Origin of the sequence: Lactiplantibacillus sp. 30.2.29, from assembly GCF_018991255.1 — a bacterium.
GTDB classification, from domain to species: Bacteria; Bacillota; Bacilli; order Lactobacillales; family Lactobacillaceae; genus Lactiplantibacillus; species Lactiplantibacillus pentosus.
This window is the reverse complement of record NZ_JAGYGU010000023.1, coordinates 14159-30638: the sequence shown is the minus strand read 5'-3', so window position 1 is coordinate 30638 and position 16480 is coordinate 14159. Positions and strand designations below refer to the sequence as shown.

Sequence of the window (16480 nt, the reverse complement as noted above, 5' to 3'; positions counted from 1 at the left end):
AATTGCAATTTAATGAGAATTCGCTAAAATTAGATTTGAGTGAGGACTAGAGACTGGTTGGGGTGTAGGAAATTCAGCGTTTTCATGTTAAAATAACATGTTGTACTAGCTTAACGCAGGTTAGTGGTGATGAATCACTGATTCGTACGGTTTTTAGATAAAGTTGAATATTAGGAGTGACTAAAAGTAAATGAGTCGAATATTAATTATTGAGGATGAAAAAAACCTCGCACGCTTCGTTGAATTAGAATTAAAACACGAAGGCTATGATATTCAAGTTGAATATAACGGCCGTAAGGGGTTAGACGCAGCGTTAGCTGAAGATTTTGATGCCATCCTATTAGACCTAATGTTACCAGAACTTAATGGACTTGAAGTTTGTCGGCGGGTGCGTGAAGTCAAGAATACACCAATCATTATGATGACGGCTCGCGATTCTGTGATCGACCGGGTCTCTGGACTTGATCATGGTGCTGACGACTATATCGTTAAGCCATTTGCCATCGAAGAATTATTAGCACGGCTACGGGCCTTACTTCGGCGGATTGATTTGGAAAGCGAACAACAAAGTACCAAGCAAACGACGGTCACTTACAAGGACTTGACGATTGAAAAGGAAAACCTAGTCGTTAAGCGTGGTGACGAGGTCATCAATTTAACCAAACGTGAATATGAACTGTTACTGACTTTAATGGAAAATATTAACGTGGTCTTAGCACGAGATGTCTTGTTGAACAAGGTCTGGGGCTATGAATCTGAAGTTGAAACCAACGTCGTGGACGTTTATATTCGTTATCTACGTAACAAGATTGACCGACCAGGTGAAAAGAGTTACATCCAAACTGTTCGTGGGACTGGATACGTGATTCGTTCTTAATGGCTGAGACTGATACCAAACAAGTGACGCCTAAACCACGGCGCCGTTGGTCATTAAAATGGAAATGGGCGCTCGGGACCGCAATTGGGTCCGCGCTCATTTTTATTTGTTTTTCTTTATTGGTCTATAAGAGCTTCACGAACCTCTTATTGCGCCAAGAGCAACGGAACGTGGCTAGTGCTGTCACGACAGTCCAACAATCATTACGAACCGAAAGCTCCGGATTGACGATTAAATCCGTCGCGGCCAAATTGCAGCCGGAAGCCAGTGTTGAGCCGGCCAATAGTATGAGTGAACGTAAACACGGCGTCCTTCAAAGCAAGATTTTTACCGATTCTGACCTGACAGCCTTATCGCGGACGAATTTAGCCGTGACCGTTTATGACCCAAATGGCAACACGCTCTATTTGTCACGCAAGGATGCTCATGAATTTTCGAAAAACAGGTCACGCCAAGTTCGACTAGTCGGGCACGGGAGCAACGCTGAATTGGTCGGGCGGGCACCAATTTATGCCGCCAGCAATCATAAGTTGATTGGTTACACCCAGGTGACGGATAACTTATCCGAATACCATGCGACAACGCAAAACTTGATTTGGATCTTCATCGTGATGACGATGATTACGATTTTTGGCGCAACCTTGTTAGGGTACTTCTTGGCGGCCTTCCTGTTGCGACCGATGCGTAAAATCAAGCAGACCATTAATGCCGTCAATGACGACCCCCAGACCGATTCACGGGTGCCAGACCTCAAACGCAATGATGAATTGTCCGATTTGGCAGTCGTCTTTAATGACATGTTGGACCAAATGCAACGCTACATTACGCAGCAACAGCAGTTCGTCGAGGACGTTTCCCATGAGCTGCGGACGCCAGTTGCCATTATTCAGGGACACATGGAACTGCTGAATCGCTGGGGCAAGGATGATCCACAAGTCTTATCCGAATCATTAGCGGCCAGTTTATCCGAGACCAAACGGATGCAGAGTTTGGTTCAAGAAATGTTAGACTTGTCACGTGCTGAACAGTTGGAAATCAACTTCAGTCATGAGACTTCAGACGTCCAAAAATTGGTCACACAAGCGTTTAACGACTTCAAGATGATTCATCCAGACTTTAGTTTTACGTTTGATGATGATGTCAAAAAGCCGGTGTACGCGCAGATCTATCGGAATCATCTCGAACAAGTCTTGATTATCTTGCTCGACAACGCCGTCAAGTATTCGACGCGTCGTAAGGAAATTCACTTGTCGTTATCGACCGACTACCGGTATGTGGAAGTCGCCGTTCAAGATTTCGGTGAGGGGATTTCTAAGGATAATTTGGACCGCGTCTTCAACCGCTTCTATCGGGTCGATAAGGCGCGTAGTCGCGATAAGGGCGGAAATGGCCTGGGCTTGTCTATCGCCCAACGCTTAATCGAAGGCTACCATGGCCATATCAGTGTGGAGTCGGTGGTTGGCCAAGGGTCGATTTTCCGGTTCCAGTTACCGATTTTGCGCGATGCCAAATTGTTGGAAAAAGCTGAAGCTGAAACCAATGACGTGGAGAAAATTGCAAAGTCGGAACTTCCAGCCGGGATCAAACCCGCAACTCGTGATGAAGACGAACCACCGTTGGATGATCACGAACACGAAAAGTAATTGCAAATTTAATCAGCTCTAATCACACACTTGTGAGCGGCAAACCGCCGACTCACAGGTGTGTTTTTTTTCACGATTGGGTGTGACTAACATGATAATGAAGCGTAGCAGGGACTAGATATAACAAGTGATCTAATTAACTTATAAAAAAATTAATAAATAGATTTATCTTGTGCTAAAATAACATTAGCATAATTATTCATGCAATAAACAAAAAAGGGAGTGGTCAAGATGCATTGGGCAATCAAAGCTGGAATCGGGGTATTGGTTAGTGCCGGCAGTTTTACGGCCATCGTGAGTCAACCGACCCACGCCTCGGCGGCAACCTACCGTCGAACAGCAGCGACTAAGGTGGCTAGTAAACCGTATTATACAACGAGTAATACGGGCAAAACTTATACGTTTAGCGGGTCGCTGAAGAAGACGAAGATGCACGCTAATCATGCGCTCAAGTCTTATCATAATTCGACATGGACGCGCACCAAACAGGCGTATGTTTATAAGGGCAATCGTAAAGTTCGTTATTATTATGTCAAAAGCGCTAAGAATGGTGCGACTGGCTGGGTCGCCAGCAGTTACCTGAAAGCTGGAAAAGATTATCAGGCCAAGACTGCTAAAAAAACGACTGCGAGCGCATACGATAAAGTCGCTAGTCATACGGGTAAAATTTATCAAATCAGTGGGACTAATAATTATGTGAAACTTAAGGCGAAGACGTCATTGAACGCTAATCTGGTGTACACGCGGACGAAAACACGGGTGATTTACAAGCGCGGCCGAGCGTATACGTATAATTACGTGACTGCGGGGTCGACGCATGGCTGGGCCGTAAGTGGCGATATTGTCAGTGAAAGTAGCATTGGTAAGACTAAGGTGACATCCAAGGCCAATGGGCTGACCAGTTACGCCACGAGTGGCAACGTCCTCTCGCCGTATCGGTCCCAAGATTTTTCAACCGTCAACAGCAGCGGATACACGATGGGTAAAATCACTTACACCTATGATTCAGATTACAGTACGACGAATTCTTTTCAGACGGCTGTACATACGTTACCTTTAACCAAGTCGACCAACGATGCTTATAGTAAATATCATTTCAAGACGGCGGTCTACCTGCCAATCGATTATCCAGGTTTTAGTCGTAAATCGATCCTCGGTAATCCACAAAGTGCCGCGTTTTCTAAGGATGATCACTACTTGTATGTGATGTACAACGATAATCAGCAGGCGAGTGATGAAAATCAGACTGGTTGGGTGATTCGGTATGATTGGACCAAATTAAACCAGCTATTGAATGCTAGTGGGAGTAGTTTATCAATGATTCGGCGCGCAACGAATCGTTACTATCGAGGCACAACGACTGCCTTGGACCGGCAAGTCCTCGCTTGTATGAAAGTCGGTCCGCAGTTCAAAGCTGGCCACGTGCAGTCATTGGCGTTGAATCCGAAAACGAATCAATTGTGGTTTATCAAGGCTTATAAGAATAGTACGACCGCGACCGTTCAACGATTGAGTATGTCTACTTTGAAGCCGAATGCGAGTGTCAACTTTACCTTGAAGTCAACGGTCCACATGGGCAGCGTTCTCAGCTTTGATAACAGCGGGAATGCCTATTTCTGGACCCAGACCAAGTCCGCTTGGCCGACCGCACCGGTGAATTCGGTCAAGTTTTACAAGGGGACGCTTGGGGTCAACCGCGTCCACTTTAGCTTGGTCAAACAGGGCTTGAGTCAGGCCCCCGGGCAGGTCTTGCAATCAATGAGCTACAATTCGAATAACGGTCGCTTATACTTAGTTTCTGACGAGAGTATCTTTTCGGTACCAGCTAACAAACTGGGTAAGTTGAGCACCGCAGATGTCAGTCGCAGCAACTTCTCTGGCAAACGTGAATTTGAAGGCCTCGTTTGGCAACATACCAGTAACACCGGGTATTTGTTAACCAACAAGGGACCGGAATTGATGAAGGTCGTTGCTAACTAGAATGCGCAATAAATCACGTGAAGGTTGCAATTTAAAATCGTGTTAATTAGTCTTTGAAAAACGACACCGCTAATGAATGCAAGCATCACGCTTGTCTGCATTGGCAGTGTCGTTTTGTTGTGGAGGCGCTTATTTTGGCCTAGCACGTCGTAATTGGAACGTTTGATGTGACACGCGTCAGCTGACGGTCGAATAACTAGTGCACATGTTAATTTTCGCTATGGCCAACTCATAACGGCAGTAATAACAAGCACAATGCCTGTCGATGGTTATGGCTAGCACGTGTAATCGTGCTGATTTGTGACATTTTACACTTGAAACGGTTTTCACAAGTCTACTTCTTTGATATAGTGGAAGGGGAGGCATTGTGAGTCAGGTTACGATAAAAGCTGATTGTGCGTCGTTTGGTGTTTCGCGGACATGAATCCGACTTATGATTCGGTCGCAATCAAATATCCACCTCATTGGGGACAATGGGGTGGTGAGTGCAGGCGAGTGGTTCTCAGCAGACGGTTTGATCTTTTGAACCGAAGTTGTCACAATTATTTTTATCGATTTTAACCATCCACAGTGCAACGCGCAAGCGTCTTTAATTTTATCAGGGGGGTCGAGATTGTTGACCAATGAACCGGCTTATCGGCCGATGACTTTCAAAATCTTTTTGGAGTTTATCCGGCTGAATGCCAAAGCGGCAAGCGTGGTGCCGTATTTTATCGGGGTGCTATTTTCAATTTATTATTTTCACGCGTTCAATTGGATTAATTCGTTAATTTATCTAATTGCACAAGTTGCGATTGCGTTGTTTGTAACGGGATTCAACAACGTGCAGGATTATTATTTAGCTAAGGATTTGCATTATTGCGATACTTATAACATCGTGGGGCGTGAACATTTGTCACCGCGCCGTTCTTTGCGATTGATGCTGGTGATGCTAGCGACAGCTATTATTTTGGGCCTGGTGCTAGTCTTTTTGACAAACTGGTTATTGTTATTCATGGGTGCCGCGGCGATTGGCGTCGCAATTTTTTACACTTACGGACCAGTCCCATTTTCCCGCTTTCCACTCGGTGAACTACTGTCAGGCTGCGTTGAAGGCTTTGGCGTCTTCTTTTTGAGCGTCTACATGAACGTTGCGACGCCCGTCTTGGCAGGGTTGACTTTTGACTGGCCACAGTTTGCGATTGTCGGTAACCTGCAAAATATCCTTGTCATGATTTTAGTGGGCTTACCTGGCATTTTCTTAGTTGCCAATATCATGCTTGCGGATAACATTTCCGATTTAAAGCAGGATATTCGCAACGAGCGTTACACCGTCCCGTATTATATCGGGCATCGCTGGTCACTGAAGGTCTATGATACTTTGGCATTACTGGGCTACATCCCGGTACTGATTAGCGTCGCCTTACAAATTTTACCCATCACGCAATTATTAGTGTTGCTTGTGTTGCCTAAAATTTTGAAGAATATTCGGGCCTTCAATGCAGTTCAAGTCAAGGAAACCACGTTCAACACGGCGCCACAAAATTTGATGCTGTTTCAAGGTATGCAACTACTAGGCTTGATTTTAGGCATCTTATTTTAGCGTTTTAGATGAGTCACTGATGCATCTTCAGACGTTCTACCATTCTTAATTGATAGAACTATCAAAAGCACCACTAACTTCAATTGCTCAAAACAATCGTCAAAAAGGACCTGTATCCGGTCACCACTTCAATAGGTGACTGGATACAGGTCCTTTGTTTATGCGGAAAATTGTGACTCAATAATAATTGCTCGACACTATTTACTGATCAGACGAACCGTACTGCGACCGTCGCCGAGCTTTTTGATCAGCACTTGTTGACCAATCGTGCGTTTCATCGATTCAATGTGGCTGATAACGCCAACCATCCGATTTTCGCCAATGGTTTCGAGCGCTTGCATGGCCTTTTCAAGGGTTTCATCATCTAACGAGCCGAAGCCTTCGTCGACAAAGAGAGCGTCGATTTGGACTCCGTTGGCTGAGGACTGAACGACTTCACTTAGCGACAATGCGATTGACAGCGCCGCAATGAAGGTTTCACCGCCAGACAAGGTTTTAGAGGAGCGCGAGTTTCCCGTTTCGTTATCGTAGACGTTAATGTCTAAACCATGGTCGGTGCGCTTGTCACTGGCTTCATCCGCTAACTCGAACGTATAGCGGTTGTTCGACAGCAAGTTAATGAAGTGCTCATTGGCATAGTTGAGCACTCGCTGGAGGTAATGTTGAACGACATAGGTCTCCAGCTTGAGCTTGGATTCATTGCCGTCTTTACCGGTGATAATGTTATATAAGCCGGTGATTTCGGCGAATCGTTTGGCAAAATTACCTTGTTGCTGCATGATTTTCTGGACACGTTGCAAACAGGAATCGCCATCTGTGAACGCTTGTTTAGCGACCGTTTGTTGCTGAATGGCTTGGTCACGCAGTTGCCGCTGTGCTTCCAGCTGGGCTTGAAGTGCCGGTAAATCGGGCTGTTCAACGTTAGCGAGTGCGGCTTGTAATTCTTTAATCTCGCGGGTCAAACGTGATTTAGTTTCGTCGTATTTAGCAACCGTGACCTGCAATTTGCTGAGTTGTCCAGCTGACAATTCCGTTAACCAAGCGTTTAAAACGGCGGTGTCATGGGTGGGCGCGTCATCGGCGTTTAGCGCAGTCGTTAACGTCTGATTGAGTTCGACCGTTGCTTGTTGATTTGCGTCTAAGCGTTCTGCCAAATCAGTTTGTTGCATCCGATCTTTTGATAGGGCCACTTCACTGGCTTGAACCGCGTCCTTGGCCGCATCAACTTGCTTTTGATAATCCGCAACAGCTTTTTCAAGTTGTTGCTTTTCATGACGTAGCGTTTGGCTGGTCTCATCAGCCTTAAGTTGCGTTTCTGTTCGGGCGTGCTGCAGGTCAGTCGTTTTGGCGTCGATTTGGGTCTGCTTTTGCGTGACCGCAAGTTTGGTGGCCGTGACTTGGTCTTGGAGCGCTTGCCGGTTTGTCTTAAGTTTATCAATCGCGATACTAAGTTCTTGAGCGGCCGTCAATTGTTGACTGATTTCGTGTAGCTGTGTGTCAAAATTGACTGTAATTTTCTTTAAATTGTAGGTGGTAATTGATTCTAGTCCAGCACTTACCACCAATTGTTGATAGTTGATTTTGATCTCATTGGCAGCCACTTCAACTTGAGCCGCGGCTTCTTCAGCGCTTTTTTGCGCAGCTTCAACTTGTTGTTGTGCCGACTTGACCGCTTGTTGGGTACTGGCAACGGCGTTCTGGGCATCATCCACGGCAGTCATTGATTGTCGCAATTCAGTTTCACTCGCGCTGATGGTTGCGACCATGTGCGAGTGGTCGGTTGAACCACAGACGGCACAGGGCTCACCGTCGACCAGTTCTTGTTGCAACTGGGCAATCATGAGTTCTTGGCGACGGCCCCGTTGTTGGGCAAACGAACGTTGGGCTGCTTCGAATTTTTGTTGTGCGTCGGTGAGTGCAGTTTTGTGCTTCGTCAGCAGACCATTTGCGTCGGCGGCCGCTTTTTTGGCTTGATGCCACTGATGGTCAAGCGGCGTTAGCGTTTCAATAAACGTGGACCGTTGCTGGCTTAACTGATCCTTGGTTGCCCGCAATTGTTCGACTTCTGGCAACTCGGTTTGCTTTGCTTTAATTTGCTCATCTAAATCAGTAAGCTGCTGTTGTTGTTGCTGCTTTGTTTGCTGGAGTTTAGCAAATTCCGGGGTCAACGTTGCTAGTTGGGTCGTCAAGCTTTCAATCCGGTTTGCTTGTGGAATCAACGTCGTCAGTTGGGTGATGCGTTGTTGCTGTTTCTGGTTGTCTTCACCTTGTGCCGCCAACTGTTTAAGGGCGGCCTGAGCAGTTTTAGCCTTAGCCTCAGTCTGTTTGACGTTGGTTGCAATCCGGGCTTGGGTTTCTGACAGCTGTTTGTGTTCTTGCTGGCGCCGAAGCAGGTCTTGAGCAGTCGACTGCAAGCCCTCGGACCAAGTCAGGGCTTGAATGTGCTGCCGCATCGCCGTCATTTCGGTTGCTGGTTGTTGGACCTGAGTCTGGTACTCTGTTTGGGCATCCGCTAACCGTTTGAATTGCTGCTGACGGTCACGGCCGGCCTGGTTGACAGCTTCTGCCTGCTTAACGGTCTTATCAAGTGCTTCAGTGGCCTGTTGCGCTTGTTCAAGGCGCGTTTGACGAGTGGCAACGAACTGGGTCAACAGGGACACTTTTTGATCATCGGGCGTGGCCTTGAGTTGCGCTTGTTCATCGTCAGTCCAAGTGGTCGATGATAGAGCGACCCGTAAATCCGTGATAAACTGTTCGCCAGTTTTGCGAGCGGCGAGGTATTCGGTTTTAAGGGCCGCACTAAAGTCACTGTAAAGCTGGGTTCCAAAAATCTTCTTCAGAATTTTTTCCTTATCGTCGGTCTTAGATTTCAAGAATTCTGAAAAATCGTTTTGTGGTAATAGAATGATTTTTTTGAATTGGTCGGCAGTCAAGTTTAGAATTTGACCGATTTCCGGACCAACGTCGGCTGGTTTCGTCGCAATTGAATTGATTTCTACGCCACCAACGCGGTCAACTACTGCCAGTTTGGCAGTCGCAGCCCGCTGGGTCATTCCGGAGCCACGTTTTTTAGCTAGTGACTGCTCCGGCGTCCGGCTGATTTTGTAAAGCTGATTGCCTTGTTCAAAGTAGAAGATGACCTTAGTCGGCTGGTCAGCCGGGGCAAACTGACTGCGCATGTCTTTAGCGGCGCGGCCATCGGTGCCATCGTTAGTTGTCGTCCCGAACAGCGCGAAGGTCATGGCGTCAAAAATCGTTGATTTACCAGCGCCAGTATCGCCGCTGATCAAAAAAATCGGGGTGCTTTCAAGTTTACTAAAATCGATAATGGAGTGTTCGTGGGGACCAAAATAGGTCATGTCTAAGTAGACGGGTTTCACGGCTAATCCTCTTTTCTTAAATTGACAAAAATTTGATCGACAAGCTGCTGTTGCGTTTTCGAAAGTGGCTGACCAGTAATATCATTGAAAAACTGACCGACAATCGCATCCGGCGATAACGTGTCGAGCGCTTGTGCATGGTTCATCATTGCGGCTTGATGGTGTGTTTCGTAATCAAGTTCGACGATCGTCCCATAAATTTGTTCTAGCTGAGCCCGGACGTTGAGATGTTTGCTACGGTCGAAGTCCTGGACCGTAATCGCGAACCACGCCTGTTTTAAAGGCTGCTGTTGATAGAATTCCGGGTCGAGTAGGGTTTCCCACGGTGCTTTTAGACTCACTAAATCCGTCTTAGGTTGAATGGGCTTAAACTCGTGGGTGATATCGTCTGGGGTGATGGTGATAATTTCGACACCTTTTCCATGAAACTTAGGATTAGCTTCCTTGACGTTAAACTTCACGGGACTCCCGGAGTAACGAATGCGGTCGGGGTCCGGCGAGGCCAGCCGAGTGTGAATGTGCCCGAGCATGACATAGTCAAAATCACTGAATAAATCGGTCGTTAAAGTTGCCAAACCACCGACCTTGGACGTCGTTTCACTTGTCAGTTCCAAGTCGTCGTCGGCTTTCGGTGTGACTGTGAAATGTGTGATCAGCAGGTGGCGTTTCGTTGGGTCAAATTGGGCAGCCAAGTCTGCGAGTACCAACTGCATGGCGTCATTGATCGTATGAATCGCTTTGACTTGTTTTTCGGGTAAGCCTTGTTGCTGATAATAGACCCGCGCATCGATCGGGTCGAAAAATGGCAACATGAAAATCTGGGCCTCAGGGGTTTCAATCGGTGTAAAGGCCTCAGCGAGTAATGTATTGAGATGGAAATTGGTGTACGCTAGCCATTCACGTCCGTAATTGAGGCGTTTGGCGCCGTCGTGATTCCCAGCAATCGCGTAAATCGGTAGGTGATGTTCGATATTGATCGCTTGCAACATGTGGTCAAGCGACGTGACCGCATCGGTGCTCGGAACCGCCCGGTCATAAATATCGCCGGCGATGACGATTCCGTCCACCTTTTCAGCGAGTGCAATCGCCAAGAGTTGTTTGAATGCGGCCTCCTGTTCGTCCAGCAACGAGTAGCCGTTAAGTGTGCGACCGATATGCCAATCAGCCGTATGTAGTAACTTCATGTGAGGTCCTCCCTTAAATGATTGAATCATTGAGTTCTATTATCGCATATTTTGGTAAAAATACGTGGGTCGGGAACGCGGTAGAACGGTCAAAACTGATTAACGTAAAAGCGGCCGCATCATATGTGGTAGCTCAGTTGTCATCAATTATGATCAAAACGTGTCCATTAGTTGGCCTACTGTTCATTCGCTAGTGCGTGCTATACTCTAGGCCCTCTAGTCAGAAACTCACATGAATGGCAGATGAACGAGTACATTTTAAAAGTAAAATGGCTCATTGGATATTAAGAGACTGAATCCTGGAGCAAGCTTTTAATTATCGAGTACGATAAAAATTCTGACGTTTAAATACAGAAAAATGGTCTTGGAAGTTTCATAGATGGTCACCCTTGAACTTGAACGATAAAATTGCCACTTTGCTAATGCCAGGCTTTGCTATCTTGATATACTCAAGAAAATTCTGACAAGCTCAGTGACGCTGATGGTCCGCAAAATTAAAACACGAGTAAGGCAGCTTGGAGATTAGTGAAAATAAGTCTGCCAGTTGGATGCCAACATGACTGATAGTAAGGACCAACGACTAGCTCATCAAAAGTAGGGCTACGAATACACGGGATGTTCCGTCAAATAGGGTCGTTGCAAGAACGCCAGCCAAAAGAATTTATAGGCCGGTTTGATCATGGACCATACTAAAAAGTTATGACAATAGATAGCTTTTTAGTATTGGTCGAAAGTCAATAGTAGACTTAAACTATAGGCAGTCACAAAGAGGTGATGAATAATAGCAATACGTCGCAATACGTTTTGAAAATAGAGTCGTTGTAATTACAGGCGCGTCTAGCGGAATCGGTGCAGTGACGATCAACTTCTTGGTGCGATAAGGTGCCAAATTTGTACTAGGTGTTCGTTCTGAAAATTAGCTAAAAGCTGTCGTTACTGATTTACCAACAGGTTGTGCTGTTTATAAAGTTACCGAAATTAGTCATTAGCACTAGAAGATATCACTGAGGCGTGTTGCAGTCACTGAATTATGATTTTGTATCAGAACATGAGATTTAAAAATCGAAAGTGAGGAAGGAAAATGGCAAGAACAGAAGTTAAGGCACTAGAAGCAACAGGATCAGATTTCAGCACCTTTCACCGTACGGTTATTAAACGTCGTGAGTTGCGGCCAGATGATGTTGCAATTGATATTAAGTATTGTGGTATTTGTCACTCAGATATTTCTATTGTCGAGGGGATAGATACGCTGTTTAAGCGTCCACTCGTTCCAGGTCATGAAATATCCGGGGTGGTTAGTGCCATTGGTCAGAATGTGAATAACTTTAAGGTCGGCGACAGAGTGGGTGTCGGTTGCTTTATTGATTCATGCGGTAAGTGTAAATATTGCAGGGCCGGCGAAGAACAGTTCTGTGAAAAGGGTGTTATTTCGGTATTTGTCGGTGACGATTATGATGGTAATCCTACAGAGGGTGGCTATTCCCAATCAATTATTGTGAAAGATCGGTTTGTTTTATCAATTCCTGATAAATTAGACTTAGCTGAAGCCAGTCCTTTGCTGTGCGCCGGTATCACGACCTATAATCCGTTGAAACGCTATGGCATCAAAGCAGGATCAAGAGTGGCTATTGTGGGCTTAGGTAGATTAGGTCATATCGCAACTCAATTTGCCAGCAAAATGGGTGCTGAGGTGACTGTGATTGGTCATTCTGAATCAAAGGCTGATGAAGCTAAACAATTTGGGGCTAAAGCCTACGAAATTCTTAAAACACCAGCAGATTTTGATCGTTTGAATGGCCATTTTGACTTTCTACTTAGTACTGTGGCGGTTAAGCTGGATTGGAATCAGTATTTCAAATTATTAGATGTTAAAGGGACTGCTTGCAGTGTCGGGTTGCCACTGGAGAATCAAGAATTCAGCTTGCAATCAATGTTTAATCGTCAAAATACATTAACAGTTTCCAATGTTGGTGGGATTGCATTAACTCAAGAAATGCTAAACTTTTCTGCAGAAAATGGGGTCCACCCCAAAATTGAAATGATTGGCATTGATGATGTCCCAACAGCATATGAACGAATCTTAAATAGTGACGTGCATTACCGGTTTGTCATTGACATGAGTACGCTAAATTAATAATTAATCAAATCCATAAAGTTAGCCAGAGGCTGTTACTGACGCTTTGTGGATTTTTAAAGCGATGATTGGTTTCCAAAAAAGATAAATCTTAGCCTATGCGAATCAGATAAATTCAGGGTTGCATTCTTCGATACTTAACATTAATATTAAATTATAGAATTAAGCGATGATGAGAAGAGTAGCCAGGAATATAATTCAAAGCGACCATGGATAGTGAAAGCATGGAATTCGATGACTGGTGAAGATGAACTCGGAGCATCGTTTTGGTGAAAGTTGAAACTACGGCTGGTCTCGTTAACGACCATGTTGTATGTGGGGCTATGTGCTAGTAGCTCAACAAAAGGTGGTACCGCGGGAAATCTCGTCCTTATGTTAAGGACGGGATTATTTTTTTGTCGGGAGGCGGAAATGTGAAAAAAAGGGTATTGAAACTTAGTCTAATTGTTGGTGGGGCACTGCTAATGTTATCAGGATGTGGACACTCAAGTGGGGCTTCTGATCAAAATAAACGAACCTTGAATCTGATGCAGACAGCAACGCTCACGACACTGGACAGTACGAATCAAGCGACGCTACCTGAATTTAATACTTTGGTCAACACGACTGAAGGCCTTTATCGTTTGAACAGCAAGGATCAACCAGTTCCCGCGATGGCGACTAAGATTGTTAAACCGACCAAAAACGGCACGCAATATGTCTTTCATATTCGAAAAAATGCCAAGTGGAGTAACGGGGATCCCGTTTTAGCAAGTGACTTTGAGTATGCTTGGAAGCGTGCGATGAATCCAGCTAACAAGCCAGTTTATACTTACAATTTTAGTGGTATCAAGAACGCGGATGCCATCAATAACGGAAAGAAGTCTTATAAGAGCTTGGGAATTAAGGCGATTGGAAAACGAACCTTACGAATTCAGTTAGATCACCCGATGACTTATTTTAACAAGCTTGTGACCGTACCGGTGTTCTTACCACAGGATGAAAAGTTTGTGACTAAAGTCGGAACAGACAAGTATGGTACTAACTCGGCAACGACGGTTTCGAACGGTGCCTTTAAAGTGACCGGCTGGAGTGGCTCTAACGATTCTTATGTCTTAAAACGAAACCAGTATTATTGGGATAAGCAGGCAATCAAATTAAAACAGATTCGTTATCAAACCGTTAAGGATGCGAATACGGCACATAATTTGTTTGCTGATGGGAAGTTGGATGACGCGACTATCTCCGGTGTAACAGCAACAAGTTTGCAGCATAATGCCAATGTCAAACATGTCGACCGCGCATGGACTTATTATTTACAAGTGAATCAACGTTCAGGTCAGCCGCTTCAGAATAAGAAATTAAGGCAAGCACTCTCACTTGTTATCAATCGAAAACAACTGACCAAGACTGTTTTAGCAGACGGCTCAAAGCCAGCGTCGAGTTTTGTTAGCCCTGGAACTGCCGTTGACCCCACCACGAATCGTGATTTTAGTGCTGAGACTAGTTTCTCTACCAAGGTAGATATTGCCAAGGCCAGACAGTTATGGACTGCTGGCTTAAAAGAAGCCAACATCAAGGGAACAGTACACTTGACCTTGATTGGTGATGATCAGGATGTCACCAAAAATGTCGCGCAATTTGTTCAACAACAAGTGCAACAACATCTGAGTCATGTCCAAGTCAGCATTAAAAACGTTCCTGATAAAGGGTTGCAAAGTCTGAAAAGTGGTGGGAAGTTTGCGCTTAGTCAATGGTACTGGCTTGCAGATTTTGCCGATCCAATTAATTACTTGGGTGTGCTTCAATCTACCAATAGTATGAACAGTGGTCAATTTAATGATAAAACCTATGACCGTCTGCTCACTCAGGCCAATCAAACGAGCAGTCAAACACAGTATTGGCAGTATTTAAGAAAGGCTGCCAAACGGTTACACAGTCAAGCAGGCTTAATTCCGTTATACTATGTTCGCGAAACACATCTGGTCAACCACAAATTAAAGGGTGTTGCTTATCATGTAGCTGGCGAAACCGACTATACCAGGGCTTATTTTAAATAAAAGGGGAGTTCATAACTGATGAAAAAAGCTGAAACACAAACTAAAGATGAATTTTTGAAAAAACTTAGCGTCGGTCGTTTTATTATCTACTTCGGCGCTGATTGGTGCCGAGAATGCCAGTATATCCGTCCAAAGCTCCCGGCAATTGAAAATAACTTCTCACAGTATCGTTTCATCAAAGTAGACCGTGACGATAACACCCAGCTTTGTTTGGATTTGAACATTCGTGGCTTGCCAAGTTTTCTTGCGTTTAATAATGGCCAAGAAATTGGTCGATTTGTAAATGGTGATTTGAAGACACAGCCAGAGATAGAAAGTTGGATCCGGCACTTAAAGTAACAACGTGATAAGGTCTCACCACAATTTAGCATTACACAGAAGCTTGTAAGAAGTTAGCTGGGATTGAGTAATATACGCGTTGTGATAGTCATGATTTAGCATTAAAAATGTTTGAATCATGCTATTTTCTAAGTTCAAGAGCTGCCAGCTGAGACCCGCTGGAAACAATGCGAGTTACCGCAAACTTGCAGTGGTGGCGTCTTCCAGGCATTCTGGGCAATGGCCGGAATCGTGGTGGACACAGATTTAAGCCGACAAATCACGTCTTAAATACTGGTCTTTCACGTTCTATACAATATTGCTGAAACGTGTTCGGGTCAGACTGGGACTTCCGGTTTGCTACGCCAGAACGCCAAGCGGAAATGCGCCGCTTAACGCTCTAGCTAGGCTAATCCTCAGTCCCAACCCGTCTGAACCTCACACTCTGAGAAGCACTGGGCCTTGCCCCGAATACCTTCCAGCCTGGGATGGTATTCGAAAGGCGGACATGTGCGAACTCAATTTTTGATAGATTGGTCATTGATTCTTAACATACGGTTATTTTGAGCAGTCAAACTGTAAGGTGAGCTACTGATTTTCACTAAGTTATCCTAACTTGTATTTGAACGTTATAAACCAATAGCATCACTGAGCATTGTTATTTTTCTAGTCGACCGAAATTACAAACCTTGATTCCTAGATGCAAGGCAATACTATCGGTGAATTTTAAAGCTAGTTACCAGTAATACCTATCAATGATCTCTAGACCATCTTCACAGGACTTACATGCCACAAATCAGCGTCATTGCTGATTATGAGTTTATCTGAAGGACCAGTCACCTAATATACAGTGGTCAATTACACCCAGATAGGTGGCGGTTCATCCGCCATTCGAGTGGGTTCTCGACTGTCCGGACTGCCGGACAATGCTCAAGGGCGAAATTCTTCTTGTCCGGGTGGTCTTCCCGGGCTAGAAGAAGACTCGTATTTGAAATTGCGCAGTGGGTTTCTGCGTGAATTCAAATCGATGTCCGCCCTGTTCCAGCGTTGTCAGCCGGCCCCGGAAGTCGGAATAAGGCGCACATCGACTGACGAACAGGAATCCAACAACTGGCACGATTTAATCAGGATTCATGACAAATTAAATAGCACAACGCGTATTAACATATATTTTTTCTAAATCAACTAGTGCTGCATGTGAATTGCATGTAGTACTAGTTTTTTATTGTCACGCAATCTCACTTAGTAAGGATAATAACCAGACTAAGACAACATATACGCCTTACCAGCCAAACGCACTATAATCACCTTAGCTTAGTCAACCAATGCCAAACAGCGGCTAC

General features: G+C 45.0%; 9 protein-coding genes and 1 other annotated feature. Of the genes, 7 read left to right on the top strand and 2 right to left on the bottom strand.

The genetic code is table 11. The features are described 5' to 3' along the window. The first annotated feature begins 190 nt into the window (after positions 1-190). The 4 genes from KGF65_RS12455 to KGF65_RS12440 all read left to right on the top strand — a co-directional run bounded on the left by KGF65_RS12455 (position 191) and on the right by KGF65_RS12440 (position 6082). Complete coding sequence (locus KGF65_RS12455) at positions 191-877, top strand: response regulator transcription factor (RefSeq protein ID WP_003638551.1); 687 nt, start codon at positions 191-193, stop codon at positions 875-877. After that, on the top strand, positions 877-2520 hold the full coding sequence (locus KGF65_RS12450) for a HAMP domain-containing histidine kinase (RefSeq protein ID WP_105923714.1): 1644 nt from the start codon (positions 877-879) through the stop codon (positions 2518-2520). The genes KGF65_RS12455 and KGF65_RS12450 overlap by 1 nt, the downstream gene beginning before the upstream one ends. 231 nt (positions 2521-2751) lie before the next feature. Next, positions 2752-4500, top strand: coding sequence for a hypothetical protein (locus KGF65_RS12445; protein ID WP_105923713.1), 1749 nt, complete (start codon positions 2752-2754; stop codon positions 4498-4500). 613 nt (positions 4501-5113) lie between these two features. After that, a complete protein-coding gene (locus tag KGF65_RS12440) occupies positions 5114-6082 on the top strand; it encodes a UbiA family prenyltransferase (protein WP_216748064.1) in 969 nt (322 codons plus the stop codon). A 197-nt stretch (positions 6083-6279) separates the two neighbouring features. On the opposite strand, the gene KGF65_RS12435 is transcribed toward KGF65_RS12440, so the two are convergent. Together KGF65_RS12435 and KGF65_RS12430 are read right to left on the bottom strand one after the other, a co-directional pair. After that, positions 6280-9462: an AAA family ATPase gene (locus KGF65_RS12435; protein WP_213472230.1), complete on the bottom strand. Its 3183-nt coding sequence runs from the start codon at positions 9460-9462 to the stop codon at positions 6280-6282. A gap of 2 nt (positions 9463-9464) precedes the next feature. Beyond that, positions 9465-10646 carry an exonuclease SbcCD subunit D gene (locus tag KGF65_RS12430; RefSeq protein WP_105923711.1) on the bottom strand — a complete coding sequence of 394 codons (1182 nt, stop codon included), beginning with the start codon at positions 10644-10646 and terminating at the stop codon, positions 9465-9467. A 1081-nt stretch (positions 10647-11727) separates the two neighbouring features. On the opposite strand from KGF65_RS12430, the gene KGF65_RS12425 reads away from it, so the two are divergent. The 3 genes from KGF65_RS12425 (at position 11728) to KGF65_RS12415 (ending at position 15158) form a co-directional block, all read left to right on the top strand. Next, on the top strand, positions 11728-12780 hold the full coding sequence (locus KGF65_RS12425) for an NAD(P)-dependent alcohol dehydrogenase (RefSeq protein ID WP_216748063.1): 1053 nt from the start codon (positions 11728-11730) through the stop codon (positions 12778-12780). A 160-nt stretch (positions 12781-12940) separates the two neighbouring features. After that, positions 12941-13155: a binding site (T-box leader), on the top strand. 38 nt (positions 13156-13193) lie between these two features. Further along, positions 13194-14819, top strand: a complete 1626-nt coding sequence (locus KGF65_RS12420; protein WP_313819568.1) for a peptide ABC transporter substrate-binding protein — start codon at positions 13194-13196, stop codon at positions 14817-14819. Between the two features lie 18 nt (positions 14820-14837). Then, positions 14838-15158, top strand: coding sequence for a thioredoxin family protein (locus KGF65_RS12415; protein WP_050338806.1), 321 nt, complete (start codon positions 14838-14840; stop codon positions 15156-15158). The last annotated feature ends 1322 nt before the right edge of the window (positions 15159-16480 follow it).

Bases quoted from the DNA above. Each gene is read 5' to 3' on its own strand.
- KGF65_RS12415 (WP_050338806.1), top strand. From the start codon at position 14,838: ATGAAAAAAGCTGAAACACAAACTAAAGATGAATTTTTGAAAAAACTT.
- KGF65_RS12450 (WP_105923714.1), top strand. From the start codon at position 877: ATGGCTGAGACTGATACCAAACAAGTGACGCCTAAACCACGGCGCCGT.
- KGF65_RS12455 (WP_003638551.1), top strand. From the start codon at position 191: ATGAGTCGAATATTAATTATTGAGGATGAAAAAAACCTCGCACGCTTC.
- KGF65_RS12425 (WP_216748063.1), top strand. From the start codon at position 11,728: ATGGCAAGAACAGAAGTTAAGGCACTAGAAGCAACAGGATCAGATTTC.
- KGF65_RS12430 (WP_105923711.1), bottom strand. From the start codon at position 10,646: ATGAAGTTACTACATACGGCTGATTGGCATATCGGTCGCACACTTAAC.
- KGF65_RS12445 (WP_105923713.1), top strand. From the start codon at position 2,752: ATGCATTGGGCAATCAAAGCTGGAATCGGGGTATTGGTTAGTGCCGGC.